Here is a 24,148-nt window from a genome sequence, read left to right as displayed (position 1 = left end):
TCAACCTCCTCCATCGACGAGCGGGCGACCGCGCCAGACGTGCCGACGCTGCAGCGCGCTGGCGCAGAGCCGGAGGGCTACCGGCACGTCGCTCAGGGGCGAGAGCCAGTAGGTCCAGGGCGGGCATCGGTAGGCGCGTGCCATGCCGGCCAGCACGCCGACCCGGGTCGCGGCCAGCACGGCGTTGACCGCGGTTGCCGGGCCGCGCTGACCGGTGAGCAGGCGCAGCATGAGCAGGGGTAGCGGCAGGGCCTGGACCAGGGTGACCTCGGCCAGCCCCAGCAGGGTGGCGCCCCAGCCGGCGAAGCGGTCGCGCAGAGGGAGCGACCGCGGCCAGTTGCGCCAGGCCTCGCCCGCACTCGCGTACATCTGCACCCGCGCCAGGTCGCCCGCCTCGTAGAACCCGACCGCGGTGCCGGAGGCCGCCAGCGCGCGGGCGAGCCTCACGTCCTCACAGCGTGAGTCCCGGACGACGGCGAAGCCCCCGGCACGGGCCAGGACATCGCGCCGTAAAAGGAAGCACTGACCGTTCGCCTGCACGCGGTCGACCTGATCGGTCGCATGGCCGGGGATGCCGAAGCGGTAGACGAGCGTCGCGAGCAGCGCCGGGTGGATCAACCCCTCGGCTGGACCCGATAGCTCCTGCCGTGTGGCGACGCTGAGGGCCGCGACTCCCTCGATGGCGGTGTGAGCCAGGAGCGCGGCCGCCAGCCTGGGTGCCGGGCGCACGTCGGCGTCGATGGTGAGCAGCCACGGCGCGGTGGGGTTGGCTTCCCTGGCTCCGACCTCGAGTCCCCATGCCTTGCCGTTCCAGCCGGGTGGGATCGGTCCGGCGTCGACCAACCGCACCCGGGCGTCGCGCGCGGCATAGGTGGCGACCAGTGCCTGGGTGCCGTCGGTCGAGCCACCGTCAACCACTACGATCTCGCCGACCTCGGGACCCTGGGCGGTCAGCCCGTCCAGGCAGGGGCCGAGGCGCGCCACTTCATTCAGTACCGGCACGACCACCGCGACGCTGCCCGGTGCCGTGGCCGAGTAGTGTGGACAAGGCGCCACGCGGTTCCCCCCGGCGGTGTCGAGCAGGCGCAGCAGGACACGGGTGCCGAGCGCCGCCTGTGCCAGGGTGAGGAGGCTCCAGAGCAGCCGGGCGGTCACGGCGCACCTCCGAGCGTGAAGCGGACGACGAGGTCGCGGACGGTGGGCCACGCCTTTTCCTCCGGCCGCACGATCTGGTGGCCGGCCGGGACCTCCCGCAACGCGGTGCTGCCGTTCAGGCGTGCCGCGAGCCGCCGGGTGTCGGCCGGGGTGACCGTGCGGTCATCGGTGCCCTGGATCACCAGCGTGGGTACGGTGACGCGCTCGGCGGCGCGTCCGGCTCCGCTGGCGACCCGGCGCAGCTCATCGAGGGTCACCGGCGAGAGGTGAACCTCGTTGCGCAGGGCGTGCTGCACCGCGGGGTCGTCCAGGTCAACGCCCGGCATGGCTTCAGCGAAGAACGTGCGCACCTCCGGGTTCTGGAAGTCGGCGGCCTCGAAGGGGCGCAGCGGCCGCATGACGTACCGGGCCAGCGGAAGCAGGCGTACGCGCCAGTCTCCGGAGAGGAGCCGCCACAGCGGCGCGAGGAGCACCAGCCGGTCGGGCGGATTCTCCGCGGCGAGGTGGAGGGCGACGGCACCGCCCATCGAGAAGCCGATCAGCGACGCCGGGCTGTGCTTCTTGCGAACCTCCTCCCAGGCGCTGGCCGCGGCCTGGATCCAGTCGCGGGCGCGCATCGCCTCCAACCGCTCGATGTCGGGACCGAAGCCGGGCAGGAGCACACCGTGCGCGGAGATGCCGGCCTCAGCCAGGGCGTGCCCGAGTGGGCGCATCTCCGCCGGGGTGCCCATGAAGCCGTGGATCAGCAGCGCCCCAGCCGCGCCCGACTCGAAATGGAACGGCTGATGTTCCTCAGCGTCGAACCAGCGCACCGGTCGGCTCCCCTGGTTGGGGCAGCAGGTTCTCCCCATCCCGCCACAGCCGCACGAGCATGATCGCGATGGCTGCCTCGCGCAGCTTCTCCCGGCGTGTCGTCACGGCACGCTGCCGCAGTGTGTCGTAGTCGTTCCGCTCGATGACGTCGAGGATGCGCCGGTAGAGCCGTCCGGCGATGAGGATCGGGAGGCGACAGTCCGGCGGCAAGAGCCAGACTCCGGCCAGCCCGCGGGCGTAGTAGACGCGGGCGCGGTCGATCTGGAGCCGGATCACCTGGCGCAGCGGCTCGTCGGGGCCACGCCCATCGGCGACGAGCCGCGCGAGCGCCTCAGGCGATGAGCCGGCCGCGAGGAGTTCATCGAGCGGCAGGTAGACGCGGCCGCGGCCGAGGTCGGCGCCGATGTCGCGGTCAACTGCATGGCCACGCCCAAGTCCGCCGCGGCCGCGAGCGCTTCGGGCCGGGTCGCGTCGAGCACGTGGGCCATCGCGAGCCCGACAGTCGAGGCCACCTGGTAGCAGTAATGGTGAAGCTGGGAAAAGGACGTGAACTCACGCGGGATCAGGTCCGAGGCGAGGCCGTCGACGAGGTCGGTGAGGTAGTGGACCGGGATGCGATGCTTGTCGATCACCCCGGCCAGGAGGCTGCCGAGCGGCTCACGCGGCGCGCGGCCCGTCTGCCCCGCCAACAGCCAGTCCCGCCAGGCATCGAGTTCGGCCCTCACCGGCTCGACGGCCGCCGTGCCATCCCGCTCGTCTACCAGATCATCCAGCGTCCGGGAGAAGCGTAGAGCACGACCACGGACTGGCGACGCTCCGGCCGCAGGAAGCGGGCGGCGAAGGCGAAGGTCCGTGCGTGGTGCTGCAGGAGCGCTTCCGCCGCCACCAGATCAGGGGGCGAGCCGCGGATCGATTGCCGTGAGCGTGGACACTGCACGGTATCCTCCGCTGAGTCGAGTGCGACGCACGCATATTTGTCCGGACGTCAACGCAAGCGAGGTGCCAAACGCAGGGCACGCGGGGGTGGCGAACCGCTCTGCCACTCGGGAAAGCGGCGTGCAGGGCACACGTCATCGCGGCGACGCGTCCAGCGTGACGGACGGCCGTCTGGGCAGAGGAATGGATTGGTTTAGGCGATCGGTGAGAGCTTGGGGGCTGGCGCGCGGCTCGGCCGCGCGCCCAGTCGTGACCGGCTAGGTGCGCGCGGTCATCCCCTCCAGCAGGCTCGTCAGGCTGTTCGCCAGCGCACGGCGGGTGGCTGGGTCCAGCGTTGCCACCGCCGCTCGGAGCCGATCCTCCTCAAGCGGGTGAAGGCTCGCAATGACCTCTTCGCCCTCGGGGGTGAGTGCGTTGAGGACCACGCGGCGGTCGCGTGGGTCGTCGGTGCGGTAGGCCAGCCGCTGGCGCACGAGGCGGTCGAGGATGCCGGTGACGGTCGGCGTCGACACGCGGAGCCGCCGGGCTAGCACCGAAACGCGGGTTGGTCCCTCGGCATACAAGATCCGCAGCACCCGAAGTTGCTGCATCGTCAAGTTCGGCCAGTCAGTCGCCAGGCGCTCCGGGCCCGGCTGCAACTGCGCGAGCATCCTGCGGAGAAGTTCTACCAGTTCGTCGCTCTCCTCCTCGGAATGGCCATTGTCCGTCAAGACCGGCATGCTCATGGTATCCCTCGTCCCTTCCTGCCATTCGTGACTGCCGGGGCACGCGCCCCGGTTCAGTTCCACTCTGGCAAGCGCTCCACTGAGGTTGACGAACCCCCTCAACCCTCTGCCTAAACACCAATTCCCAGTATAGCAATGGTGTTTACTACTAGGCTATCGGTGACAGGTCCTGATCATATAGGGTGATCAGCCCGTGATCGATAGGCCTAGCAGATCGTCACCAATCTTTGCATAGAGCCTTCCGATGCCCTAGCAGTATTCTCTGTCATTCGTGCGCGTTTGTCTAGTCTCGAGTCAACAAAAGAAGGGTGCCGAAGTACGCTCGACTTCTGTACTAACGGCATGCCGAATGGTGGGCTGAGATTGCGTACAGGGTGACGTGGCTTTGCTCGGACCCGGCTCCGGGTGCTAGGCTACATGCGCAGGAGCAAGAAGCGCCGGATCGTAACCGAAACGAGTGGCCGGTGCTGCGAAGTAGGGAGAGTAATCGTGGCGACGCATCCTCAGCTACAGGCACAGCAGCGTGCCGTGCTCGGTAAGAAGGTACGACAGCTCCGGCGTCAGGGCTTGCTGCCGGGTGTCATCTATGGGCCCGCGGTGGAAACTCCCCGCCCTGTCGCCATCGACGGCAAGGAGTTCGACCGGTTGTACCGGAACGTCGGTCCAACCACGCTGGTCGACCTCGATCTGGATGGCACGACCCATACGGTCTTCATCCGTGGGGTCGATCGGGACTCCCTGGGCAAGGAGTTGCTGCACGTTGACTTCTACGCGCCTAACCTGAACGAGCCGACCGTCGTCAGCGTGGCGATCAACGTCGTGGGTGAGTTGCCCGCGTCGGTGGACGGCGTGCTCACCTACGGGCGACAGGATGTTGAGATCCGGGCGCTGCCGGAGAACATCCCTTCGCAGATCGAGGTCGACATCTCCGGGCTGACCAACGAGAACCGCGCGATCCATGTGTCCGATCTGCAGGTTCCAGAGGGCTGCGAGATTCTGACCCCCGGCGACGAGGTGGTCGTGCAGGTGGCGGCGCCGGTGGTGGCCGAGGTTGCCGCGCCGGAGGCCGAGGAGGCGCTCGCCGAGGAGCTGGGCGACCAGCCGGCTGCACTGGCCGAGGGTGCCGAGCCGGTCGAGGAGGAGTAGCCGGTCATCCGGCAACTCAGGGCTGGAACGCGCTTGGGATTGCATTGGACTGCGGCGGCTTCGGCCGCCGCTTTCGTATGGCGCGGGATGGTGACGCATACCCGGGATGGGTGGTGCCAGCGATCCCGCGCCGCCGTCCGTACCCGGGACGGTTCGTGCAAGATCTCCAACCCCGTGGTCAGGATCCGGAACGGGTGGTGTGAGGTTCCCGCGCGGTGTTTTGGGGCCCGGTGGCTTCAGCCCCGGGCCCAGACCACACGCCGCATCCGGGTGCCTTCCCGCCTATCCACCGCTCGCTAGGGCGGCGCGGACGGGCGGCACGACCTCGGCAGCGAAGACGGCTGCCTGCTCGACCTGATGCTCGCCCAGCGGCCAGAAGATGAACGTGTCGATCCGATACTCGCGTCCCAGCCGGATCAGATACTCAACCCATCCCGCGGCGGGGAACACGAGCGTGTCAGCCTGGATCTCGTCTGAGCGGTTCGGGCGGTCGGCGAGGTCGATTGCCCCCATCACGTTGTAGCCCCGGCGGATCGACTCCGGCGGGCGCCCAGCCTCGGCCGCGCCTTCGTCCACCCAGCGGTTGATCCGCGGCAGATCCTCGACGGACGCGAACGTATTGGTCACCAGAATCCCGTCTGCCAGGCGCCCGGCAAGGCGCAGCATCCGCGGCCGGGCGGCTCCCACCCAGATCGGGATCGGTCGTGTCGGACTAGGGCCGAAGCGCGCGCCCCGCGTGCGGTAGTGCTCGCCGTCGAATGTGAACCCGCGCTCGCTGGTCCAGAGCCCGCGGATGACGCGGATCCCCTCCTCGAACGCCGCCACGATCTCGGCGCGCTCCAGCACATCCGCGCCGAAGGCCCGCAACCCGACCGGGTAGCCCCCTGCGCCGATCCCGAGCTCGACCCGCCCCCCGCTCAACATATCGAGCGAGGCCGCCGCCTTGGCCAGGATTGCCGGTGGCCGGAGCGGCAGGGGCGAGACGTTCGTCCCGAGCCGGACCCGCGTCGTCGTAAACGCCAGTGCGGTCAGCAGCGTCCATGTGTCGTAGTGGGTCGCCACATAGGGGTGGTCCTGAATGGTGATCAGGTCGATCCCGGCCGCGTCGGCGATCCGGGCGCGGCGAAACGGCTCATCGGGATCCTCAACGCCGGGGTGGATATTGAGGCCGAACTGCGGGGAGAGACGATCGGTCACGGATGCACTCCTCAGAATCGCGCGGACGGGCCAATCATGCCCTGCATCACCCCGCAACGGTCATGCCGGTTGACGTATTCCTGCAACGGCAGCGCGGCGCAGGGAGCGGTGCGAGCGGCTCTCACCCCCGATCCCTCTCCCAACTTTGGGAGAGGGGAGGCATGCACGCCGGTTACCTGCCTGGGAGTGGGTGCTAGTGGGGACGCCGAGAGCGCTGGACGAGGCGGAAGCGGTTGCCGTCGGGGTCGCGGAACTCCGCTTCCCAGTCGCCCCAGTCCTGCATGCATGGCTCGTCGTCGAACTCGACACCGCGTTCGCGCAGCGTCACGTATGTGCGGTGGATGTCGTTGGTGAGGAGTGCGACCCCGGTGATGGGCGGGAGGTCGTTTGCGGCCGGGGCCAGGGTCAGCGTCACGTCTGGCCCCGCACCCGCCGGTGCGACTGCCACCCGGCGCATGCCGTCCGGCATCCGCCGATCCTCCCGCACGACGAAGCCGAGCGTGTCCCGGTAGAAACGGAGCGCGCGGTCGAGGTCGGTGACCGGGACGGGGATGCTGCCAACGCCGGTGATCACGGGCTCCTCCTCTCGGTGCGGGGCGGTGCCGCTCAGTCGGCGATCACCGGGGCCGGCTGCTCAGCGGTGGGTGCCTCGGTCCGGGCGAAGATCGGCCGCGCCTGGACGAGCAGGGTGACCGCGGCCGCAAGCAGCCCGGCGGCGACGTTGGCCAACAGCGAGACGGTGTAGTTCCCCGTCAGGTCGCGCAGTTCTCCGGCCAGCGCCGAGCCGACGGCCGAGCCGATGGGCATGATCGCGAACATGAGCCCGAAGATCGTGCCGAGCGCGCGTCGGCCGTAGATGTCGGCGCAGAGCGCGGAGGTCAGCGGCACAGTCGAGCTCCAGGAAAAGCCGGTGACCGCCAGCGCCAGGAGGACCAGCGGCACGTTGCTTCCGGCCAGCAACAGCCCGGCGAATCCCAGGCCGCGCAGTGCATAGACCACAGAAAGCGGAACCACGCTGCCGCGCCGGTCGGCCCACCGGCCGGTGATCAAGGTGCCGAGGATGCTCGCCCCACCGACGAGCGAGAGCCCGAACCCGGCTGTCTCCCGGCTGATTCCCTGATCCAGGGAGTAGTCGACAAAGTAGTTCATGAGCCAGGCCATCGTGAAGCCGCAGACGAAGAAGCCGAAGCTCAGCTCCCAGAACGACCGGTGTGACAATGCAGTGCGCACCGAGCAGCCCACCTGCGCCATGTCGGCCGCAGCTTCCCCCTCTCGCTCGCGCAAGAGCCAGAGGATCATCGGCACGCCGACCAGGAACAGCCCCGCGCCCAGGAGCACGTAGGCGTCGCGCCACCCGACCGCGACGACCAGCACCGTCAGCCCGGGGACGATGGCCAACTGCCCCACCGAGCCGCCCGCGTTCACGATCGAGAGCGCCGTCGCCCGCCGCTTGACGAACCAGCTCGCCACCAGCGGCGTCACGGTGACCGGCGACACGGCGGCGAGCCCAAGGGCCACGAAGACGCAGTAGCCGATGACCAGCTCCCAGACGCTGCTCGCCCGCCCGGTGATGATGAGGCCGATCGCCAGCAGGGCCAGTCCCCCGGCTGCCACGAATCGCGCCTGCAGCCGGTCGACCAGCCAGCCGACCGCGGGCTGGGTCGTGCCGATCACCAGGATGCTGAGGGAGACGACCAGGCCGAGGTCGCCGTGGGAGAGGGAGAAGCCCTCACGTACCTGATCGAACACCACGCCGATCAGGAATCGGCCGCCGGAGGCGACAGCCAGGATGGCGGTCGCCGCGACGACGATCCCCCAGCGCAGCAGGCTGCTGTTCCTCCGCGTGCCGGTCGCTGGTGACGCCATGCCGCTCCCCCGTCTCTCCACTGATGGGCCATCGCAGCCGCAGAATGTGCGCCGCGAACCCCGCCCGACCCGGGCTGAACCATCGCCAATTGCACGTGCGGAGGAGTATAACGCACCGCCGCGCTTGTACGGTTGTCATGACAATACTTTGATGGGAGTGCCGGCATCGTGCCGACTCCGTGCCCGGCGCGTCACCAGCCTCGTCGGCCGACGACGTGACCGCCTGGTGATCGTAAGCACAAAGGCCGGCAGGATGCCGGCGCTCCTGGCGGGGCGCTCCTACGATTGATGTACACTGGTGGTCGTGCGATTTTCTGATGGGTGGAACCAGCGACCCTAGCGCCCGCGCGCAAGGCGTGCGAGAACCGTGACCGTGGGGACGGTCGCGTGACGCGGCCGGCCGCCGACGGTGAGTGGAGGAGATCGATGGAGTTTCCGCTTCGTTTTGGCATCGGTACTGGCAACCGGCGGCCGTTTCCGGAGCTGGCACAGCAGTGGCAAATGGTCGAGTCGCTCGGCTTCGACACCGTCTGGGTGGTCGACCACTTCCTGCCACCCGACGATGAGGGGTCGCCGTACTTCGAGGCATGGTCCCTGATTGCCTCGCTCTGTATGCTGACCCGGCGGCTACGCTTCGGCGTGATGGTGAGCGGGAACACCTACCGCAACCCGGCGCTGCTGGCGAAGCAAGCCGTGACCATCGACCATGCGTCTAACGGCCGGATCGAACTCGGCATCGGCGCCGGATGGTTGGAGCGGGAGCACGAGGCGTACTCCTTCCACTTCCCGTCGGTCAACGAACGCGTCGAGATGCTGGAGGAAGCGCTGCAGGTCATCCGCAGCCTGATGACCCAGGAGCGTACCACCTTCCACGGCCGCTACTACCGCCTGGAGAATGCACCCTTCGAGCCCAAGTCGCTGCAGCAGCCGCACATCCCGATCGTCATCGGTGCGTTCCGGCCGAGGATGCTGCGCCTGGTCGCGCGCTACGCCGACATCTGGAACACCCGGCTCGAACCGGAGGAGGCCGAGGCGGCAGTGCAGCGGTTCCGCGAGGCGGCGCGGAGTGTCGGGCGGAACCCGGACGAGGTTCGCCTGTCGGTCTACACCTGGCGCCACCCCTTCACCTCGGTCGATCACTTCCGGGACGTCGTGCTGACGTACCGCCAGGCCGGGTTCACCGACTTCATCTTCCCGATGCCGCCCGAGGAGCACTACGAGACGCTGCGGCGCTGCGCTCTGGAGGTGATCCCGGAGATTCGCCGCATGGGCTGAGGCGTCCCCGGGGGAATACGCCGCGTGCCGCAGCGTTGCTCATTAGTGGGGGAGATGTCCATGAGCATCCCCAGTGAGCACGACACAGGTTGAGGAGCGAGCCATGCTGGCAGCCGAGCGTTGGCCCCAGGCCACGAGCGTCGACGACTACATCGCCCGGATGGAGCAGAACCGCGAGCGGTATCTGGAGAATATCGAGCGGACGGAGATTACCGCGACCGATCGCGAGGTCTTCGGCCGGGAACCGCTGCGAATCCTCGTTCTGACCGAGGACTGGTGTGGGGACTCGGCGCAGTTCATCCCGGTCATCGCCCGGCTCGCGCGCGAGGTACCGACCGTCGAGGTGCGCATCCTCCGCCGGGATCAGCACCGCGACCTCAACGCCCTCTACCCGCGCAAGGACGGGTACCTGGCGATCCCGGTCCTGATCGTCATGGACAAGGATCTCAACGTCCTCGGCGTACTGGTGGAGCGGCCCGAGCGTGCCACCGAGGAGATCGCGGCCGAGACGCGCCGCTTCCAGCTGGCGAACCCCCACCTGCCCGGAATCAACCGCACGGTTGACCGCATGCCCGAGGAAACCCGTGCCGCCGTGAAGGCCAACATCGCCCGCTGGCGCGTCGGCCAGCAGGACCGCTTCGCGCGCTACCTCCTCGAAGACCTCGCCGCCCTCATCCAGCGCGCCCGGTCCGAGCGCGTGGCGTGACAGGGGACGCCAACGAATACGGCGAGCACGTGAGTGCGCGTCGTGTGTGGTGCTTGCCCGGGGGTTCGCCCCCGGGCTAACAACGAAAGCCGGCTGGGGTGGAGCAGGGCTCATAGCCCGGCGTCAGGTTCCCACCGCCCGGCACGTGCCCGGGGCTAAAGCCGCCGGGCTGAACATGAAAAGCCCACTGAAGGGGCTCTCTTGTACACCCGCGGGTGGAGCCGATCCAGCATCCCGTCGGGCGTCGTGACCCCAGCCCCTTCAGCGGGCTTCGCCTTATCAGCCCGGGGTTTACCCCCGGGCACGTGCGGACCGCGTAGACCCCTGCGATGAGTCCAACTCCAGCAGCCCAGGCACGGGCCTCCCGCAATAGTTGTTGTTCACTCATCACGCCGGGCCTGCGTGCGAGCGTGCCGGGTGGCGACCCGGTCGTAGGCGTCGGCCAGCAAGGGCTTGACGGCTTCGAACGTCTCCGGGCTGGGATTGAGCAAGCACACCCACCATTGCGATGCGTAGATCGGGTGGGGCATCAGCCGGTCGAGGGCCGCGTAGTCATAGTCAGTGCTCGGCGCATCGGCTCCGCTGGGCGGATCCCCGAAGAGCGCGCGAAAGGTGTCTCGGCGCACGCCGATGTTGAGCCGGAAGACACCGGGGCGGTCCAGGCGCGAGGACTCATCGAAACCGGTGTGGTTCTTGGTGACGATCGTGGCGAACGGGAGCTCACGCGTCCGATCGAGATCGCCATCGGGGTCGTAATAGATGAACGTGTCCCCCGCACCGGGCCCGTCGCTTGGTCTCAGGACGTCAACACCCGCGAACGTGTCCGTGATGTACTGGATGATCGCCTCCTGGTCCATGGTCGGCCTCCAAGTCGTTGGTTGGGACCCGAGGTAGCCACGTCTCACTAAACGTGCGCCACCGTCGTCGGTTGTGGAACAGACCGGTGTGGCTCGGTGTCGAACGTTCGTGACCGGCTCGCCGCGTGGGATTCGCGAGCACGTTGCAAGTGCTCGCGTTCTGTCGTGGGCGCGTGCTGGCGGCCTATCCCGCCTCGATGGGCGGCAGCGGGTGGCCGCAGGAGGGGCACCAGCTTGCGTCAGGGAAGGTCCGGGTGCCGCAGGCGGGACAGAGGCGCAGGGGCGTGGTGACCGGTTCCCCGCAGTAGGCGCAGTACGCCGCCCCCGACTGCAGGGGCTTTTCGCATGCCGGGCAGGTGCCCGCCGATTCCGGCAGCAACCCGAGCCTGGCCTCCAGCTCAGCGATGCGCTGTTGGCGCTCGAGTGCCCGGCGCGACTGGGCGGCGCGCGTATCTTGCGCAGCGATTGCCAGGTAGGGGATCAACCAGAAAAACAAGAAGGGAAAGAAGACAATCGCGAGCCCGATCGCCAGGCAACCCGGCGGACGCCCGCCCCCGATCCGTCCGCGCAGAGAGAGGACTCCGCGCCCGTCGAGCACGAGCGTGGTCACGAGGACGCCAATGATGAGGAGCCCCCCGACGTCCTCCAACAGGTTGATGCCTGCCACGAAGGGAGCCCACGCCAGCACGTAGGCCAGGATCAGCCCACCGATCACTCGGGGGCTGTACTCGTGGTATTGCACGTCCCCGTCGTCGGGTGTGTCGATCCGTTGGAGGCTCTTGGTCTCGTCCACCTGCCCACGCCCTTACGCCCGGCTGACGCGTGATGTCGGATCGCCACCGGGCGCACTCTGGACGATACGCGCTGATCCGCCAGTATGTCAAGATGACGCCCCGTGGGTGCCGGCATCGTGCCGGCTCCCGCGCGGGGACGGTCACTGTCGCAGCACCGCGAGCTGCTGCTTTGGGCGTAGAGGCGAACGCCGGCTGAAGGCTGGCGCTGCTTACTCCAGCATCCCCGCGGCGCGGGCGAGGTCGAGGGTGGTTTGTGCCATGCGGATGCTGGCGGCGTCGATCATCCGGCCGTCGATGGCGATGGCGCCGCGCCCTTCGCGGGTGGCGGCGTCGTACTCCTCGACCACGCGCCGGGCCCAGGCGATCTCGTCCGGGGTGGGAGAGAAGACCTCGTTGACGATCGGGATCTGGCTCGGGTGGATGCACCACTTGCCGTCGTAGCCCATCGCCCGGCTGAGCATGGCCGAGCGGCGGCAGCCGTCGGGGTCGCGGAAGTCGGCGTAGGGGCCGTCGATCACCAGCACCCCCGCCGCGCGGGCGGCCACGAGCAGGTGGTGCATGACGTACTGGTAGCGGTGACCGGGGTAGGCCGCGTCCCATTCGTCGAGGGTGCCGATGGCAGTGGAGGGCATTCGCACCGAGGCGCTGTAGTCGCCGGGGCCGTAGATGAGCGCGGTGATGCGCGGGCTGGCGGCGGCGATGTCGGCACAGTTGAGCACCCCCTCGGCCGTCTCGATCTGCACTTCGAGGCCGATCATCCGGTCGAGGCCGCGGTTTGCCTCGATCTGTGTCAGGAGCGTGTCGACGAAGGCTACGTCCTCCGGGCGGTTGACCTTGGGCACGATGATCCGGTTGAGTCGGTCCCCTGCCGCCTCCACCACCTCGATTACGTCACGGTAGCAGAAGGGGGTGTCGAGCGCGTTGATGCGGAAGACGCGCGGCTTCCGCCCCCAGTCGAGCTCGGTCAGCGCACGGATGACCGTCTCCCGCCCGGCCGCTTTGGCGTCCGGGGCGACGGCGTCTTCCAGATCGAGGAAGATGACGTCGGCGTCGGAGGCAATCGCCTTCTCGATCATGCGCCAGTTGTTCCCCGGCACCGCCAGCACACTCCGCTGCACCGCCATACCGTTGCTCCCTCCCTGCGCCGTCGATCTCGCGCGCCGCGCTCCCATGGTCGGCGGCAGCATACCACGGTCCCCGGTCGATAGAATGGGCGCCGAGAACGAGCGGACAGGGGAGGCAATGGCGCACCGAGTCGCGGAGGATCTGCGGATCACGGTCGAGGACCGGCAACGCCGGCTGGAAGCGCACCAGGCGGCCATCCGGGCCTGCACCGCATGTGTCGCCGCCGGGTTCATCCCCGAATCACGGCCAGTCTTCCGCGGCCACACCGGGCAGCGCATTATGGTGATCGGGCAGGCCCCGGCGGAGCACCGGGAGGAGAACCCGATCCCCTACTCCGGCGCCAGCGGGCGGACGCTCCGCCGCTGGCTAGCCCAGGCGGGCTTCCCTGAGGACGCGCTGCACGAGCGCTGCTACCTCACCTCGCTGACCAAGTGCTTCCCCGGTCCGAGCCGCTCCGGCAAGGGCGACCGCGCTCCGTCGGCCCGGGAGATCGCACTCTGTCGCCCCCACCTGGAGGGAGAGATCGCGCTGGTGCAGCCGGAGGTGATCCTGGCGCTGGGCAGGCTCGCATCGACCTACTTCGTGGGCAACCGCCCGCTCGCCCAACTCGTCGGGCAGTCGTTCACCCACGGCACCGCCGTGGTCGTGCCGCTCCCGCACCCCTCCGGCGTCAGCCACTGGCTCAACGTCCCCGCCCACCGCGCACTGCTCGACCGCGCCCTCACTCTCCTCGATGCCATCCGGCGTGAGCGGGGGTTATAGGGAGTGATGCGTCATACGTCATGCGTCATACGTCACTCGTAGTGCGTATTGCGTATCCATCCCCTCTCCCCTGATGGGCTCCGTCCGAGAGGGGCCGCGAGTGAGGGGAACGCATGACGCATCACGCATCACCCTAACCGCAGCACCATGCGGGCGATGGTGAAGTAGATGAGGAGGCCGGTGCCGTCGACGAGGGTGGAGATGAACGGCGCCGAGACCACGGTCGGGTCGACCTTGAGCTGGCGCAGGACCATCGGGAGGATGGCACCGACCACTGCGGCCCAGACGACGATCGCGGTCACCGCAGCGGCGACGACCATGCCGACGTCGACGCCGACGTCCAGCATCAGCGCCCGGATGAAGGTGGCGACGGCCATGGTGATCCCGAGCATCAGGCCGGTCGCGAACTCCTTGGTGACGACGCGCGGCAGGTCGCGGAAGCGTACCTCGCCGAGCGTCATGGCGCGCACCAGGGTCATCACGACCTGGGATCCGGCGTTCCCGCCGGTGCCGATCAGGAGCGGGATGAAGAAGGAGAGGGCGATGACCTCGGCCAACTCGGCCTCGAAGAACTGCATCACGGTGCCGGTGTATGCCTGGGCCAGGAAGAGGACGAAGAGCCAGACGATCCGCTTGCGCCAGAGTTCGACCGGCGACACGCGTAGGTATGGCTCCTCCAGCGGTGCGGATGCACCCAGCCGGGTGATGTCCTCAGTGGCCTCCTGAGCGAGGATGTCGGCCACGTCGTCGGCGGTGATGATCCCGAGCAGGCGCCGCTGGTCGTCGACCACCGGGAGTGCGAGCAGGTTGTTCTCCGTCAGGAGGTGGGCCGCTTCCTCCTGATCGGCCATGGCCGGCACGGTCACCAGGTCGGTGACCATCAGGTCGCCCACCCGGCGGTGGGGCGGGCTGAGGACGAGGTTGCGCAGCGAGAGGACGCCGAGCAGCCGGTCGTGAGGGTCGGTGACATAGACGTAGGTGACTCCCTCGGCCTCCTGTGCCAGTCGTCGCAGCGCGAGGACCGCCTGGTCGGCGCGCAGGTCCGGTGCGATCGAGACGAAGGCCGGGGTCATGCGCCCGCCCGCCGTGTCGGGCGGGTAGGTGAGCAGGTCGCGCAGCTCGGCGGCCTCGACCGGCTCCATCTCGATCAGGATGCGGTCGGCCGCCTCCGGCGCGATCTCGCCCATCACGTCGGCCGCCTCGTCCGGGGCCATGGCCTCCAGCACGTCGGCGGCGTCGGCCACGGCCAGCCGGCTCAAGATCTCGGCCGCGTCGGCCGGGTCGAGGGTTCCCAGCAGGTCGCCGAAGACCTCGTCGCCGAGGTCGCGGGCGATGGCGGCCAGGCGGGAGGGCGGCACCTGGAGGAGGTATGGCACCAGGTCGCCTTCGGTCGCCAGGTATCGGAGTTGGTCGAGCAGCGAAACGGTCTCGCCGTCGCTGGGCGTGGCCTCCGGGGATCGCTTCTGCTCATCCAGGCTCACGCTGACCCTCCTTCGCCGTGGCGGGAGCCGTCCCCCGTGATGGCTGGTCTTTCCTCCCTCGATGCGGGCGCGCGCGCCGACGCCAAGCTGCCGGAGCGGCTCAGGGGCGGGAGCTGGGCACGCACCGGAGCATACCCGAGGTGGCGAGCGAGCGGCGCCGGGCAGGACCGCAACCCCTGCCGTGGCCGCAATCGGTGCGCCGTGTCACCGGGCCTGGCGGCAACGTCCCCGGACACCGCGCTGCCTGGGGGCGTCGCCCATCCAGGCAATTATTCACCTCATCGCCAGCAGGCGACAGTCCCGGCGCCCAGCGGCAGCGCGGCTCCCGTCGGTGCGCGCGCGGTTCGGCGCCCCAGCGGTGGGGGCGCAAGGGGTTGCTGGACGACTGCGCTCCCGACCCGGCTCCTGCCGGATCGCTTACGCTGGGCTGGGCACTAGTGCGTGACGGTGACCTTGCTCAGGCCCCGTGGCTGGTCCGGGTCGAGCCCACGGGCGGCGGCGAGCGCCCCGGCCAAGAGTTGCCCCGGGATCACCGCGATCGCGGGCGTGAGCCACTCCGGCACTCCCGTCGGGAGCGGCAGCGGCGTCCCGGCGCGTGCCAGCAGGTCCTCCTGGTCGGAGATGGTGATGACCTCCGCTGCGCGTTCCTCCAGCAGGCCGAGCAGCCCGGCGGTGTTGTCCAGCGTGGCGCCGGAGGGCGCGATGAGTAGGACCGGGAAGCCTGGCTCGATCATCGCCACCGGGCCGTGCAGAAAGTCGGCCGACGAGTAGGAGTGCGCCATGGTGTAGGTCGTCTCTTTGATCTTGAGGGCGATCTCGTGAGCGGTGGCGAGGTTGTAGCCGCGGCCGATCACGGCGAAGCGGTCTACGTGGCGGAAGCGCTCGACCTGCTCGGCGATCCCCGCGTTGAGCCACAGTGCCGCCTCGGCGGCGGCCGGGATGGCCGCGAGCGCTTCCCAGTCGGCGTCAGCGTCCTCCCCGCGGAGGGCAGTGGAGAGGAGTGCGAGCGCCATCAACTGGTTGGTGTAGGTCTTGGTGGCCGCGACGGCGTATTCAGGCCCGGCGTGCAGCGGCAGGCAGTAGTCCGCCGCGGTGGCGAGCGGCGACTCGGGGTGGTTGGTGATGGCGACGGTGAGCGCTCCCTGCTGCCGTGCCGCCTCTTCCACCGCCACGATGTCGGCCGACTGGCCCGACTGGCTGATGCCGATCACCACGGCGCGGCCGAGCCGCGGCGGCTGCTGGTAGAGGGTAAACATGGAGGGCGCAGCGAGCGTGACCGGGAATCCGTTCCGCATGCCCAGGAGATACTTGGCGTACACCGCCGCGTTGCCGGAGCTACCCCGCGCGACAATGACGATCAGGTTCGGCTCGGCGTCGCGGATCGCTTCCGCGATCGCCTCGGCCTGCTCCCGTCCACGAGCGAGGAGCCGCTCGAGTGCCTCCGGCTGCTCGCGTACCTCCCGGTCGAAATTCTGGCCCTGGCTCATCGTTCTCCCTCGCAGGTGTCCCCGCCGCCATCTGCAAGCTTGGGGAATCGCTGGTTGGTGCGCGGTCCTCCGCCACGCGCGGCAAAGGATAACAGCCGGCTGGGCATGGTGGAGGATGCGTGTGAACGGACTCTACCACGCTCGGCGCCGCGACCGGGTAGCCCAGGCGTCCCGGATCGTGCTTTCCCGGTTTCCCGTGCGTAGCCTGTGTAGCGGCACGCGGCGTGCGATGCGCGGCGGAGACACTATCCCGCTCGGCGAACCGAAGACGAGCGCCCGAGCGCCCTGCGCACACAGTCGGGTAGGTGACGGCAGGTACGACGCGGGTTAAGATGGGGAGAGGCCGCAACCGTGGGCGGCGCCGCGCGCGTGCGCCGGTCGATACCGGAAAGAGGGGGATCCAGCATGGCGCAAGTGATCTACGACCACGTCACCAAACGCTTCGACGGGGTCACGGCCGTCAATGACCTGAACCTGGACATTGCTGACGGCGAGTTCTTGGTGCTGGTAGGTCCCTCCGGCTGCGGGAAGACGACCGCGCTGCGCTGCCTCGCCGGGCTGGAGGAAGTCACCAGCGGCGACATCATCATCGGCGACCGCGTGGTGACCCACGTGCCGCCCAAGGACCGCGACATCGCGATGGTCTTCCAGAACTACGCCCTCTACCCACACATGACCGTGCGCGACAACATGGCGTTCGGCCTCAAGCTGCGGGGCACCCCCAAGGAGGAGATCGAGCGGCGCGTGAAGAACGTGGCCGAGATCCTGGGGATCGACACCCTGCTGGACCGCAAGCCGAAGCAGCTCTCGGGCGGGCAGCGGCAGCGGGTGGCGCTGGGGCGGGCCATCGTGCGCGAGCCACAGGTCTTCCTGATGGACGAGCCGCTCTCCAACCTGGACGCCAAGCTGCGCGTGCAGACGCGGGCCGAGATCATCAAGCTGCAGCAGCGGCTGGGGACCACCACCGTCTACGTGACCCACGACCAGGTCGAGGCGATGACGATGGGCCACCGGATCGCGGTCATGAACGCCGGGGTGCTTCAGCAACTCGACACGCCGCAGAACCTCTACGACCGGCCGGCCAACCTGTTCGTCGCGACCTTCATCGGTAGCCCGGCCATGAACGTCTTCCCGGCTCACGTGACCACCACGCCGGAGGGGCTGCAGGTCGTCGCCGAGGACCTGCGGCTGACGCTCCCGGCGGAGCGAGGTGCGCGGCTGCGCGAGTGGGACGGTAAGTCAGTGCTGCTCGGCATCCGACCGGAGCACTTCCACGAGGTGAACGAGGCGGACGCCGCCCCCGACGGGCGACACGTGCGTCTGCCGGTGGAGCTGGTCGAGCCGCTGGGAGCGGAGACGCTGCTGCACCTGCGCGGGCCGGAAGGGCGCACGCTGGTGGCACGGGTCGAGCCGGAGTTCCAGCCCGACCCGGGCGACGTGGTCACCCTCACGGTGGACGTCGACCAGATCCACGCCTTCGACCCCGACTCCCAGGCTACGTTGACGTTATGAAAGGGCGCCGGGAAGATCCCGGCGCTCATCGTCTACCTACGTGCAGGGACGAAGGAAGCCGCTCGGATGCTGGCGCAGCCGGGCCGGACGGGAACGCGTGTGTTCCGGCCGGTGGTAGAGTTAGGGCTGGCCGGGCGGTGTGCCCGTGGGGCCGCCGCACGGTCTGGCTGCTGGCGCTCACGGCAAGGAACGACCCGGTCTGATGTACGACGCCATCATCGTCGGTGCCCGGATCGCGGGCTCAACCACCGCTCTGCTCCTGGCGCAGCGGGGCTACTCCATCCTGCTGCTCGATCGCGATCGCTTCCCCAGTTCGACGCTGTCCACCCACCTCTTCTTCACCGACTCGCTCAGTGCGTTCGAGCGCATCGGCGTGCTGGACCGTGTGCTGGCGATCGACGCGCCCCGGCTGAAGCGTCTGCGCTTCCCCTACGTCGACGCGCCCTTCGCCGAGGTTGACGGCCGCGACTTCGCGCTCTGCATCCGCCGGGAGCCGCTCGACGCGATCCTGGTCGAGGCGGCCGGAGCACACCCGGAAATCGAGCTGCACACCGGGGCACGCGTGACCGGCCTTCTGCGGGAGGGCGAGCGGGTCATCGGCGTGCGCTACCAGGAGGCGGGACAGGAGCACGAGGCGCGGGCGCGCTTCGTTATCGGCGCCGACGGACGGCACTCGCTGGTCGCGCGCGAGGTCGGCGCGACGGCCTATGAGGACTTCCCGCCGATGTTCGCCTGGTACTACGGCTACTTCCGCGGGGTTCCGCTGGACGACCCGCCGAGCGCCTTCGCCGTACGCGGCACCTACCCCGAGATCGGTGCCGAGTACGCCGCGTCCTTCATCTTCCCCTGCGACGACGGGCTGACCCTGGTCGGCTTCGGCGTACAGGCCAGCGCCTTCGACGCCTTCCGGCGCAACCACCGGGAGCACTTCTTCGGCGGTCTGGCGCGCATCCCGGAGGCAATGGAGCGGATCGGCGACAGCCAACTCGAGGGGCCGATCGTCGGCACCGGCGATCTGCCGAACTTCCTGCGCGTGCCGGTCGGCCCCGGCTGGGCACTCGTGGGCGACGCCGGGTGCCACAAGGACCCGCACAGTGTGCAGGGGATGGGTGACGCGGTCCGCAGCGCCCAGCTCCTCGTCGAGTCGCTCGACCGTTGGTGGCAGGGAGAGATCGACGAACAGACGGCGCTGGCCGAGTACCACGCCCGGCGTGACGCCGATGTGTTGCCGATGTTCGAGTTCACCACCGGCCAGCTCGAGGCGCGCTTCACCGAGGAGGAGTGGAAGGAATTCGGCCGCCGCACCTGGGAGGACCCGGCGCTGGCCCGCGCCCGCGTCGCCGCCATGGCTCATGCCATTCCCCCGGCCGAGGTCTACTCGGAGCAGGCAATCCGCCGGGTGCTCGAAGGCCGCGGCGTCGGTCTTAGTGATTCGGGCCCGGGCCAGTAGGGGTGGTGCGAAGGGTCCCGCGCTGTGGCACGGGCCCGGGGGTTTACCTCGGGCACGAACCGGACGGTGGACACCGAACTACCCGGATGTGAATCCTATGTTCCCGGCCGGCTCTAGCCGGCTTTCATTGTGAGCCCGGGGGGGGTTACCCCCGGGCACGCGCCATGCGCGGAGACCTTGCATCATTCGCCACACTCCATCACCGCCGGCGTCGACGCCGTCATTCGCTGACGGCGAACCGGGGCGACAGGACATGCGCAGGCACCGGCTGTGCGGCGCGTACGATTCGGAAGAGGATACGCGCGGAGGGGGCGTCCGAAAGCGTGCCAGTTGGTGTACCATTAACAGCGTAACAACGGTGACGCCCGCACCCGCGCGCATCGTAGCCGCTCCGATGACAGAGAATAACCGCGGGCCATGGGCCTCACCGGGGTGGGGGGCACGCTGTGCGTACTCGCGTCGCATGCCGGGGATGTGAACCGTCCCGGCGGGCCTGGTGCGCGGGGGCGCCGGGCACGACGCGCGATCGATTGCTGCGAAGGAGCGGTGCGGGGAAGATGGGTGGAAGCGCCAAATGAGTGTCATGAGCCGTTTTCATGGCCCAAATGCTGGCTACGTCCTGGAGCTGTACGACCGCTACCTGCGTGATCCGGAGTCGGTCGACCCAGAAACGCGTGCGATCTTCGAGCGCTGGGCACCGGAGCCGGATGGTGCGGTCGCCACGGCGGTTGCGGAGGCTGCGCCGGGGGTCGATGTCGCCAAGGTCGTTGCCGCTGCCAATCTCGCCCAGAGTATTCGCTCACGCGGCCACCGCGCAGCGCGGCTCGACCCGCTGGGCAGTGAGCCGCCCGGCGATCCATCGCTCGATCCGGCGGCCCATGGTCTGACTGAGGCCGATCTCGCTGCGCTGCCGGCGACGGTGGTTGGTGGGCCGGCGGCTGAGGGCGCGCGCAACGCCGCCGAGGCGATCGCCAACCTGCGCCGCATCTACTGCGGGACCATCGGCTACGACTTTGACCACGTGCAGATCGCCGAGGAGCGCGAGTGGCTGCAGGAGGCGGTCGAGTCCGGCCGCTACGCACGGCCGCTCACTGCCGAGCAGAAGCGGGCGCTGCTGCAGCGGCTGACCGAGGTGGAATCGTTCGAGCAGTTCCTACACCGCGCCTTCATCGGTCAGAAGCGCTTCTCGATCGAGGGGACCGACATGATGGTCCCCATGCTCGATGAGATCATCCGGGAGGCGGTCGAGGCCGGCACCTCCGACATCATCATCGGCGCAGCCCACCGCGGACGGTTGAACCTGCTGGCCCACGTGCTGGGCAAGCCCTACGCTAAGATCATCGCCGAGTTCATGGGGGTCAACCACCGCGAGCCGGCCGCGGCCACCGAGGGCGGCAGCAGCGGCTGGACCGGTGACGTCAAGTACCACATGGGAGCGGTCCGCCACGCCCCTGAGATCCGTGCCCGCCTCTCGATGTCCGCCAACCCGAGCCACCTGGAGTTCGTCAACCCGGTCGTCCAGGGGATGACTCGCGCCGCGCAGGAGGACCGCGACCAGGGCGGCCCGCCCCGGCAGGATGTCCGGCGCGCGCTGTCGATCCTGATCCACGGGGATGCCGCCTTCCCGGGCGAGGGTATCGTCGCCGAGACGCTCAACCTCTCGCGCCTCGCCGGCTACCAGGTGGGCGGTACGCTGCACATCATTGCCAACAACCAGATCGGCTTCACCACGGAGCCGTGGCAGGCTCGCTCGACCCACTACGCCAGCGACCCGGCGCGCGGCTTCGAGATCCCGATCGTGCATGTCAACGCCGACGACCCGGTCGCCTGCTTGATCGCGACTCGGCTTGCCGTGGCCTACCGCCAGCGGTTCCACAAGGACTTCCTGATCGACCTCATCGGCTATCGCCGCTGGGGGCACAACGAGGGTGACGAGCCGGGGTTCACCCAGCCGCGCATGTACGAGATCGTCAGCCGGCACCCAACCGTGCGCGACATCTGGGTGGCGTCGCTCGTGGACGAAGGAGTCGTCACCAAGGACGAAGCCGACTCCATGAAGCAGGCGGCCCTCAACAAGCTGCAGGAGATCCGCAACGCTGTCGCCCACGGCGAGGAAGGGGGCGAGCCGCTCGTCGAGGAGTCGGTGGACCCGCGGGTGCGTCATGTCGAGACGGCTGTCCCGCTCGACGTGCTGATCCAGCTCAACGAGGAGATCCACCGCCTGCCCGAGGGGTTCAACCTCAACCCCAAGCTGCGCCGGCAGATGCAGCGGCGCGTGGCAGCCGTGGTAGAGGGCGGGCCGCTCGACTGGGCTCACGCCGAGTCGCTCGCCTTCGCTTCGATCCTGCGCGACGGCACGCCGATCCGCATGGCGGGGCAGGACGCGGAGCGCGGCACCTTCAGCCAGCGCCACCTCGTCTTCCATGATGTCGAGACCGGCGACCGCTTCGTCCCGCTGCAGCAGATGCCGTCGGCCCGCGCCTCGTTCGCGATCCACAACAGCCCGCTGTCGGAGGCCGCGGCGCTCGGCTTCGAGTACGGCTACAGCCTGGAGGCGCCGGAGGCGCTGGTCCTCTGGGAGGCCCAGTTCGGCGACTTCGCCAACGTGGCCCAGGTGATCATCGACCAGTTCATCGTGGCGGCGCGCTCCAAGTGGCAGGAGAACCCGTCGCTCACGCTGCTGCTGCCCCACGGCTATGAGGGGCAGGGGCCGGAGCACTCCAGCGCCCGCCTGGAGCGCTTCCTGCAGCTCGCGGCCGACGACAACGTGCGGGTGGCCAACTGCACCACGTCGGCGCAGTACTTCCACCTGCTGCGCAAGCAGGCGGCGCTGCTCAAGTCGGCACCGCGGCCGCTCATCGTCATGACCCCCAAGAGCCTGCTGCGCCACCCGGCTGCGGCCTCGCTCCCGGTCGACCTGGCCGAAGGGCGCTTCCAGCCGGTGCTGGACGACCCGGAGGCGGCAGAGCGGCGTGAGGAGATCGGCCGGGTCATCCTCTGCAGCGGCAAGGTCTACGTTGACCTGATCACCAGCGAGGCGCGCAAGGCGGGGGCGCCGGTGGCCATCGTGCGGGTTGAGCAGCTCTACCCGTTCCCCGAGGAGGATCTGCGCCGCGTGCTGGAGTCGTACCGCAACGCGCGCGAGGTGGTCTGGCTGCAGGAGGAGCCGGCCAACATGGGCGCCTGGACCTACATGGAGCCGCGCCTGCGCCGGATCATCGGGCCGGATCTGGACTTGCGCTACATCGGCCGGCCGGAGCGGGCCAGCCCCGCCGAGGGATTCCACGAAGTGCACGTGGTCGAGCAGGGACGCATCGTGGCCGAGGCCTTCGCGGGGGTGGCCTCGCCGCGGGTGAAGACCTACGGAGTGCAGCATGCCGGTTGAGATTCGAGTGCCACAACTCGGTGAGTCGGTCGTCGATGCGGTCGTCGGCACCTGGCTCAAGAAAGAAGGAGACCCGGTCCAGGTCGGCGAGACGCTGGTCGAACTCGAAACCGACAAGGTCAACGTCGAGATCACAGCCGAGCAGTCTGGGGTGCTGGCGAAGATCCTCAAGCCGGAGGGGGAGACGGTGGCCGTCGGCGAGGTGATCGGGGCCATCGTGGAAGCGGAGGCTGCCGCCGCTCCGGCGCCTGCTGCGGCAGCCGAGGCCCCGGCGGCTCCGGCCCCGGCCCCGGCGCGGGAGCCAGAGCCCGAACCGGTCGCTGTCCCGGCCGCGCCGGGTGGGCCGCGCGCGACCCCGGCGGTTCGCCGCCTCGCGGCGGAGTACGATATCGACCTGGCGCAGGTGCCGGCCAGTGGTGAGGGTGGCCGGGTCACCCGCGAGGACGTGCTTGCGTACATTCAGCGCGCGGGACGCACCCGCGAGGCCGCGCCGGCCGCCCCGGCCAACGGCGCCGAGGCACCCGCGGCGCCGGCACCGGCGCCCACTCCGGCCGCGCCTGCTGCGCCCGCTGCACCGGCGGCGCCGAGCGCACTGCCGTTCGAGATCGCGGCCGACGGCCGCCGCGAAGAGCGCGTCCGCATGACCCGGCGGCGGCAGACCATCGCCCAGCGGCTGGTCGAGGCCCAGCACACCGCCGCCATGCTTACGACCTTCAACGAGGTCGACATGAGCGCCGTCATGGAGCTGCGCAAGCGGCGTGGCGAGTCCTTCCAGCAGCGGCACGGGGTCAAACTCGGCTTCATGTCCTTCTTCACCAAGGCTGTCGTCGGCGCGCTCAAGGCGTTCCCGTACCTCAACGCCGAGATCCAGGGGAACGAGATCGTCCTGAAGCACTACTACGACATCGGCATCGCCGTTGGCGCCGAGGAGGGCCTGGTGGTGCCCGTGGTGCGCGACGCCGACCGCAAGAGCTTCGCTGAGATCGAGCGGGAGATCCTTGATCTCGCCACGCGGGCGCGCGAGGGCAAGCTCCAGCTCCAGGAACTGATGGGCGGCACCTTCACCATCACGAACGGCGGCGTCTACGGCTCGCTCCTGAGCACGCCGATCCTCAACCCGCCGCAGGTCGGCATTCTCGGGATGCACAAGATCGAGCAGCGGCCGGTCGTCGTCGACGGCGAGATCGTCATCCGCCCGATGATGTACCTCGCCCTCTCCTACGACCACCGTATCGTCGACGGCAGCGATGCCGTCCGCTTCCTGGTGCGGGTCAAGGAGTTGATCGAGGATCCGGAATCCCTGCTGCTGGAGGGCTAGACCCGCGCAGCCAAACGATGCAAGCAGATCGGGGCGCGATGGATCGCGCCCCGATTGTGTGGGAAGCATGTCCCCCTCATCCCGCACGGAGCCGGGTGATTTTCGAAGGTGTCCACGGGGGGCGGGGGAACTGACGGATGACGCATCACGCATGACGT

At 69.1% G+C, this 24,148-nt stretch carries 20 protein-coding genes and 1 pseudogene; 8 read left to right on the top strand and 13 right to left on the bottom strand.

The window, feature by feature from the left end:
* The 5 genes and pseudogenes from STHE_RS10460 to STHE_RS18020 all read right to left on the bottom strand — a co-directional run bounded on the left by STHE_RS10460 (nucleotide 1) and on the right by STHE_RS18020 (nucleotide 3,623).
* Nucleotides 1-1,155 carry a glycosyltransferase family 2 protein gene (locus STHE_RS10460; protein WP_012872551.1) on the bottom strand — a complete coding sequence of 385 codons (1,155 nt, stop codon included), beginning with the start codon at nucleotides 1,153-1,155 and terminating at the stop codon, nucleotides 1-3.
* On the bottom strand, nucleotides 1,152-1,967 hold the full coding sequence (locus STHE_RS10455; RefSeq protein WP_012872550.1) for an alpha/beta hydrolase: 816 nt from the start codon (nucleotides 1,965-1,967) through the stop codon (nucleotides 1,152-1,154). Before STHE_RS10455 ends, STHE_RS10460 begins: the two co-directional genes overlap by 4 nt.
* Nucleotides 1,948-2,693 (bottom strand): annotated as a pseudogene (locus tag STHE_RS19440) (phytoene/squalene synthase family protein). The gene STHE_RS10455 and the pseudogene STHE_RS19440 overlap by 20 nt, the downstream one beginning before the upstream one ends.
* A gap of 32 nt (nucleotides 2,694-2,725) precedes the next feature.
* Entirely contained in the window at nucleotides 2,726-2,905 is a 180-nt protein-coding gene (locus STHE_RS10440; RefSeq protein ID WP_041399018.1) for a hypothetical protein, read from the bottom strand.
* 256 nt (nucleotides 2,906-3,161) lie between these two features.
* Complete coding sequence (locus tag STHE_RS18020; RefSeq protein ID WP_169308191.1) at nucleotides 3,162-3,623, bottom strand: MarR family winged helix-turn-helix transcriptional regulator; 462 nt, start codon at nucleotides 3,621-3,623, stop codon at nucleotides 3,162-3,164.
* A 495-nt stretch (nucleotides 3,624-4,118) separates the two neighbouring features.
* Here STHE_RS18020 and STHE_RS10430 point away from each other — a divergent pair, with 495 nt between their 5' ends.
* Nucleotides 4,119-4,775, top strand: a complete 657-nt coding sequence (locus STHE_RS10430) for a 50S ribosomal protein L25 (protein ID WP_012872548.1) — start codon at nucleotides 4,119-4,121, stop codon at nucleotides 4,773-4,775.
* Between the two features lie 282 nt (nucleotides 4,776-5,057).
* Here STHE_RS10430 and STHE_RS10425 read toward each other — a convergent pair whose 3' ends face one another.
* The 3 genes from STHE_RS10425 to STHE_RS10415 form a co-directional block, all read right to left on the bottom strand.
* Nucleotides 5,058-5,972 (bottom strand): LLM class flavin-dependent oxidoreductase, encoded by a 915-nt coding sequence (locus STHE_RS10425; RefSeq protein ID WP_012872547.1) that lies wholly within the window; start codon nucleotides 5,970-5,972, stop codon nucleotides 5,058-5,060.
* 193 nt (nucleotides 5,973-6,165) lie between these two features.
* Complete coding sequence (locus STHE_RS10420; protein WP_012872546.1) at nucleotides 6,166-6,546, bottom strand: VOC family protein; 381 nt, start codon at nucleotides 6,544-6,546, stop codon at nucleotides 6,166-6,168.
* A 32-nt stretch (nucleotides 6,547-6,578) separates the two neighbouring features.
* The gene (locus tag STHE_RS10415; protein WP_012872545.1) at nucleotides 6,579-7,838 is read right to left on the bottom strand and encodes an MFS transporter; all 1,260 of its coding nucleotides are present in this window, start codon (nucleotides 7,836-7,838) and stop codon (nucleotides 6,579-6,581) included.
* Between the two features lie 426 nt (nucleotides 7,839-8,264).
* On the opposite strand from STHE_RS10415, the gene STHE_RS10410 reads away from it, so the two are divergent.
* Nucleotides 8,265-9,113: a TIGR03560 family F420-dependent LLM class oxidoreductase gene (locus tag STHE_RS10410; protein WP_012872544.1), complete on the top strand. Its 849-nt coding sequence runs from the start codon at nucleotides 8,265-8,267 to the stop codon at nucleotides 9,111-9,113.
* A 73-nt stretch (nucleotides 9,114-9,186) separates the two neighbouring features.
* Nucleotides 9,187-9,819 (top strand): thioredoxin family protein, encoded by a 633-nt coding sequence (locus STHE_RS10405; protein WP_245534860.1) that lies wholly within the window; start codon nucleotides 9,187-9,189, stop codon nucleotides 9,817-9,819.
* 380 nt (nucleotides 9,820-10,199) lie between these two features.
* Here the strand turns inward: STHE_RS10405 and STHE_RS10400 are convergent, their stop codons facing one another.
* From STHE_RS10400 to STHE_RS10390, 3 genes are all read right to left on the bottom strand, one after another.
* Nucleotides 10,200-10,676, bottom strand: a complete 477-nt coding sequence (locus STHE_RS10400) for a DUF6194 family protein (RefSeq protein WP_012872542.1) — start codon at nucleotides 10,674-10,676, stop codon at nucleotides 10,200-10,202.
* A gap of 184 nt (nucleotides 10,677-10,860) precedes the next feature.
* A complete protein-coding gene (locus STHE_RS10395; protein WP_012872541.1) occupies nucleotides 10,861-11,469 on the bottom strand; it encodes a zinc ribbon domain-containing protein in 609 nt (202 codons plus the stop codon).
* 210 nt (nucleotides 11,470-11,679) lie between these two features.
* Nucleotides 11,680-12,594, bottom strand: coding sequence for an HpcH/HpaI aldolase/citrate lyase family protein (locus STHE_RS10390; protein ID WP_012872540.1), 915 nt, complete (start codon nucleotides 12,592-12,594; stop codon nucleotides 11,680-11,682).
* Nucleotides 12,595-12,712: 118 nt separating this feature from the next.
* Here STHE_RS10390 and STHE_RS10385 point away from each other — a divergent pair, with 118 nt between their 5' ends.
* Nucleotides 12,713-13,357, top strand: a complete 645-nt coding sequence (locus STHE_RS10385; protein WP_052295297.1) for a uracil-DNA glycosylase family protein — start codon at nucleotides 12,713-12,715, stop codon at nucleotides 13,355-13,357.
* 128 nt (nucleotides 13,358-13,485) lie between these two features.
* On the opposite strand, the gene mgtE is transcribed toward STHE_RS10385, so the two are convergent.
* Nucleotides 13,486-14,838, bottom strand: coding sequence for a magnesium transporter (mgtE, locus tag STHE_RS10380; protein WP_012872538.1), 1,353 nt, complete (start codon nucleotides 14,836-14,838; stop codon nucleotides 13,486-13,488).
* Nucleotides 14,839-15,272: 434 nt separating this feature from the next.
* Nucleotides 15,273-16,325 carry an SIS domain-containing protein gene (locus STHE_RS10375; RefSeq protein ID WP_012872537.1) on the bottom strand — a complete coding sequence of 351 codons (1,053 nt, stop codon included), beginning with the start codon at nucleotides 16,323-16,325 and terminating at the stop codon, nucleotides 15,273-15,275.
* A 405-nt stretch (nucleotides 16,326-16,730) separates the two neighbouring features.
* Here STHE_RS10375 and STHE_RS10370 point away from each other — a divergent pair, with 405 nt between their 5' ends.
* The 4 genes from STHE_RS10370 to odhB all read left to right on the top strand — a co-directional run bounded on the left by STHE_RS10370 (nucleotide 16,731) and on the right by odhB (nucleotide 23,990).
* Nucleotides 16,731-17,837 (top strand): ABC transporter ATP-binding protein, encoded by a 1,107-nt coding sequence (locus tag STHE_RS10370; RefSeq protein WP_012872536.1) that lies wholly within the window; start codon nucleotides 16,731-16,733, stop codon nucleotides 17,835-17,837.
* A 202-nt stretch (nucleotides 17,838-18,039) separates the two neighbouring features.
* On the top strand, nucleotides 18,040-19,287 hold the full coding sequence (locus tag STHE_RS10365; protein ID WP_012872535.1) for an NAD(P)/FAD-dependent oxidoreductase: 1,248 nt from the start codon (nucleotides 18,040-18,042) through the stop codon (nucleotides 19,285-19,287).
* Nucleotides 19,288-19,861: 574 nt separating this feature from the next.
* Entirely contained in the window at nucleotides 19,862-22,672 is a 2,811-nt protein-coding gene (locus STHE_RS10360; protein WP_012872534.1) for a 2-oxoglutarate dehydrogenase E1 component, read from the top strand.
* Nucleotides 22,662-23,990, top strand: coding sequence for a 2-oxoglutarate dehydrogenase complex dihydrolipoyllysine-residue succinyltransferase (gene odhB / locus STHE_RS10355; RefSeq protein WP_012872533.1), 1,329 nt, complete (start codon nucleotides 22,662-22,664; stop codon nucleotides 23,988-23,990). The genes STHE_RS10360 and odhB overlap by 11 nt, the downstream gene beginning before the upstream one ends.
* Nucleotides 23,991-24,148: the final 158 nt, after the last annotated feature.

The organism is Sphaerobacter thermophilus DSM 20745, from assembly GCF_000024985.1.
GTDB lineage: Bacteria > Chloroflexota > Chloroflexia > Thermomicrobiales > Thermomicrobiaceae > Sphaerobacter > Sphaerobacter thermophilus.
This window is presented reverse-complemented; position numbering and strand designations above follow the sequence as displayed.

Bases quoted from the DNA above. Each gene is read 5' to 3' on its own strand.
- STHE_RS10390 (WP_012872540.1), bottom strand. From the start codon at position 12,594: ATGGCGGTGCAGCGGAGTGTGCTGGCGGTGCCGGGGAACAACTGGCGC.
- STHE_RS10410 (WP_012872544.1), top strand. From the start codon at position 8,265: ATGGAGTTTCCGCTTCGTTTTGGCATCGGTACTGGCAACCGGCGGCCG.
- odhB (WP_012872533.1), top strand. From the start codon at position 22,662: ATGCCGGTTGAGATTCGAGTGCCACAACTCGGTGAGTCGGTCGTCGAT.
- STHE_RS10400 (WP_012872542.1), bottom strand. From the start codon at position 10,676: ATGGACCAGGAGGCGATCATCCAGTACATCACGGACACGTTCGCGGGT.
- STHE_RS10415 (WP_012872545.1), bottom strand. From the start codon at position 7,838: ATGGCGTCACCAGCGACCGGCACGCGGAGGAACAGCAGCCTGCTGCGC.
- STHE_RS10375 (WP_012872537.1), bottom strand. From the start codon at position 16,325: ATGAGCCAGGGCCAGAATTTCGACCGGGAGGTACGCGAGCAGCCGGAG.
- STHE_RS10360 (WP_012872534.1), top strand. From the start codon at position 19,862: ATGAGTGTCATGAGCCGTTTTCATGGCCCAAATGCTGGCTACGTCCTG.
- STHE_RS18020 (WP_169308191.1), bottom strand. From the start codon at position 3,623: ATGCCGGTCTTGACGGACAATGGCCATTCCGAGGAGGAGAGCGACGAA.
- STHE_RS10370 (WP_012872536.1), top strand. From the start codon at position 16,731: ATGGCGCAAGTGATCTACGACCACGTCACCAAACGCTTCGACGGGGTC.
- STHE_RS10365 (WP_012872535.1), top strand. From the start codon at position 18,040: ATGTACGACGCCATCATCGTCGGTGCCCGGATCGCGGGCTCAACCACC.
- STHE_RS10385 (WP_052295297.1), top strand. From the start codon at position 12,713: ATGGCGCACCGAGTCGCGGAGGATCTGCGGATCACGGTCGAGGACCGG.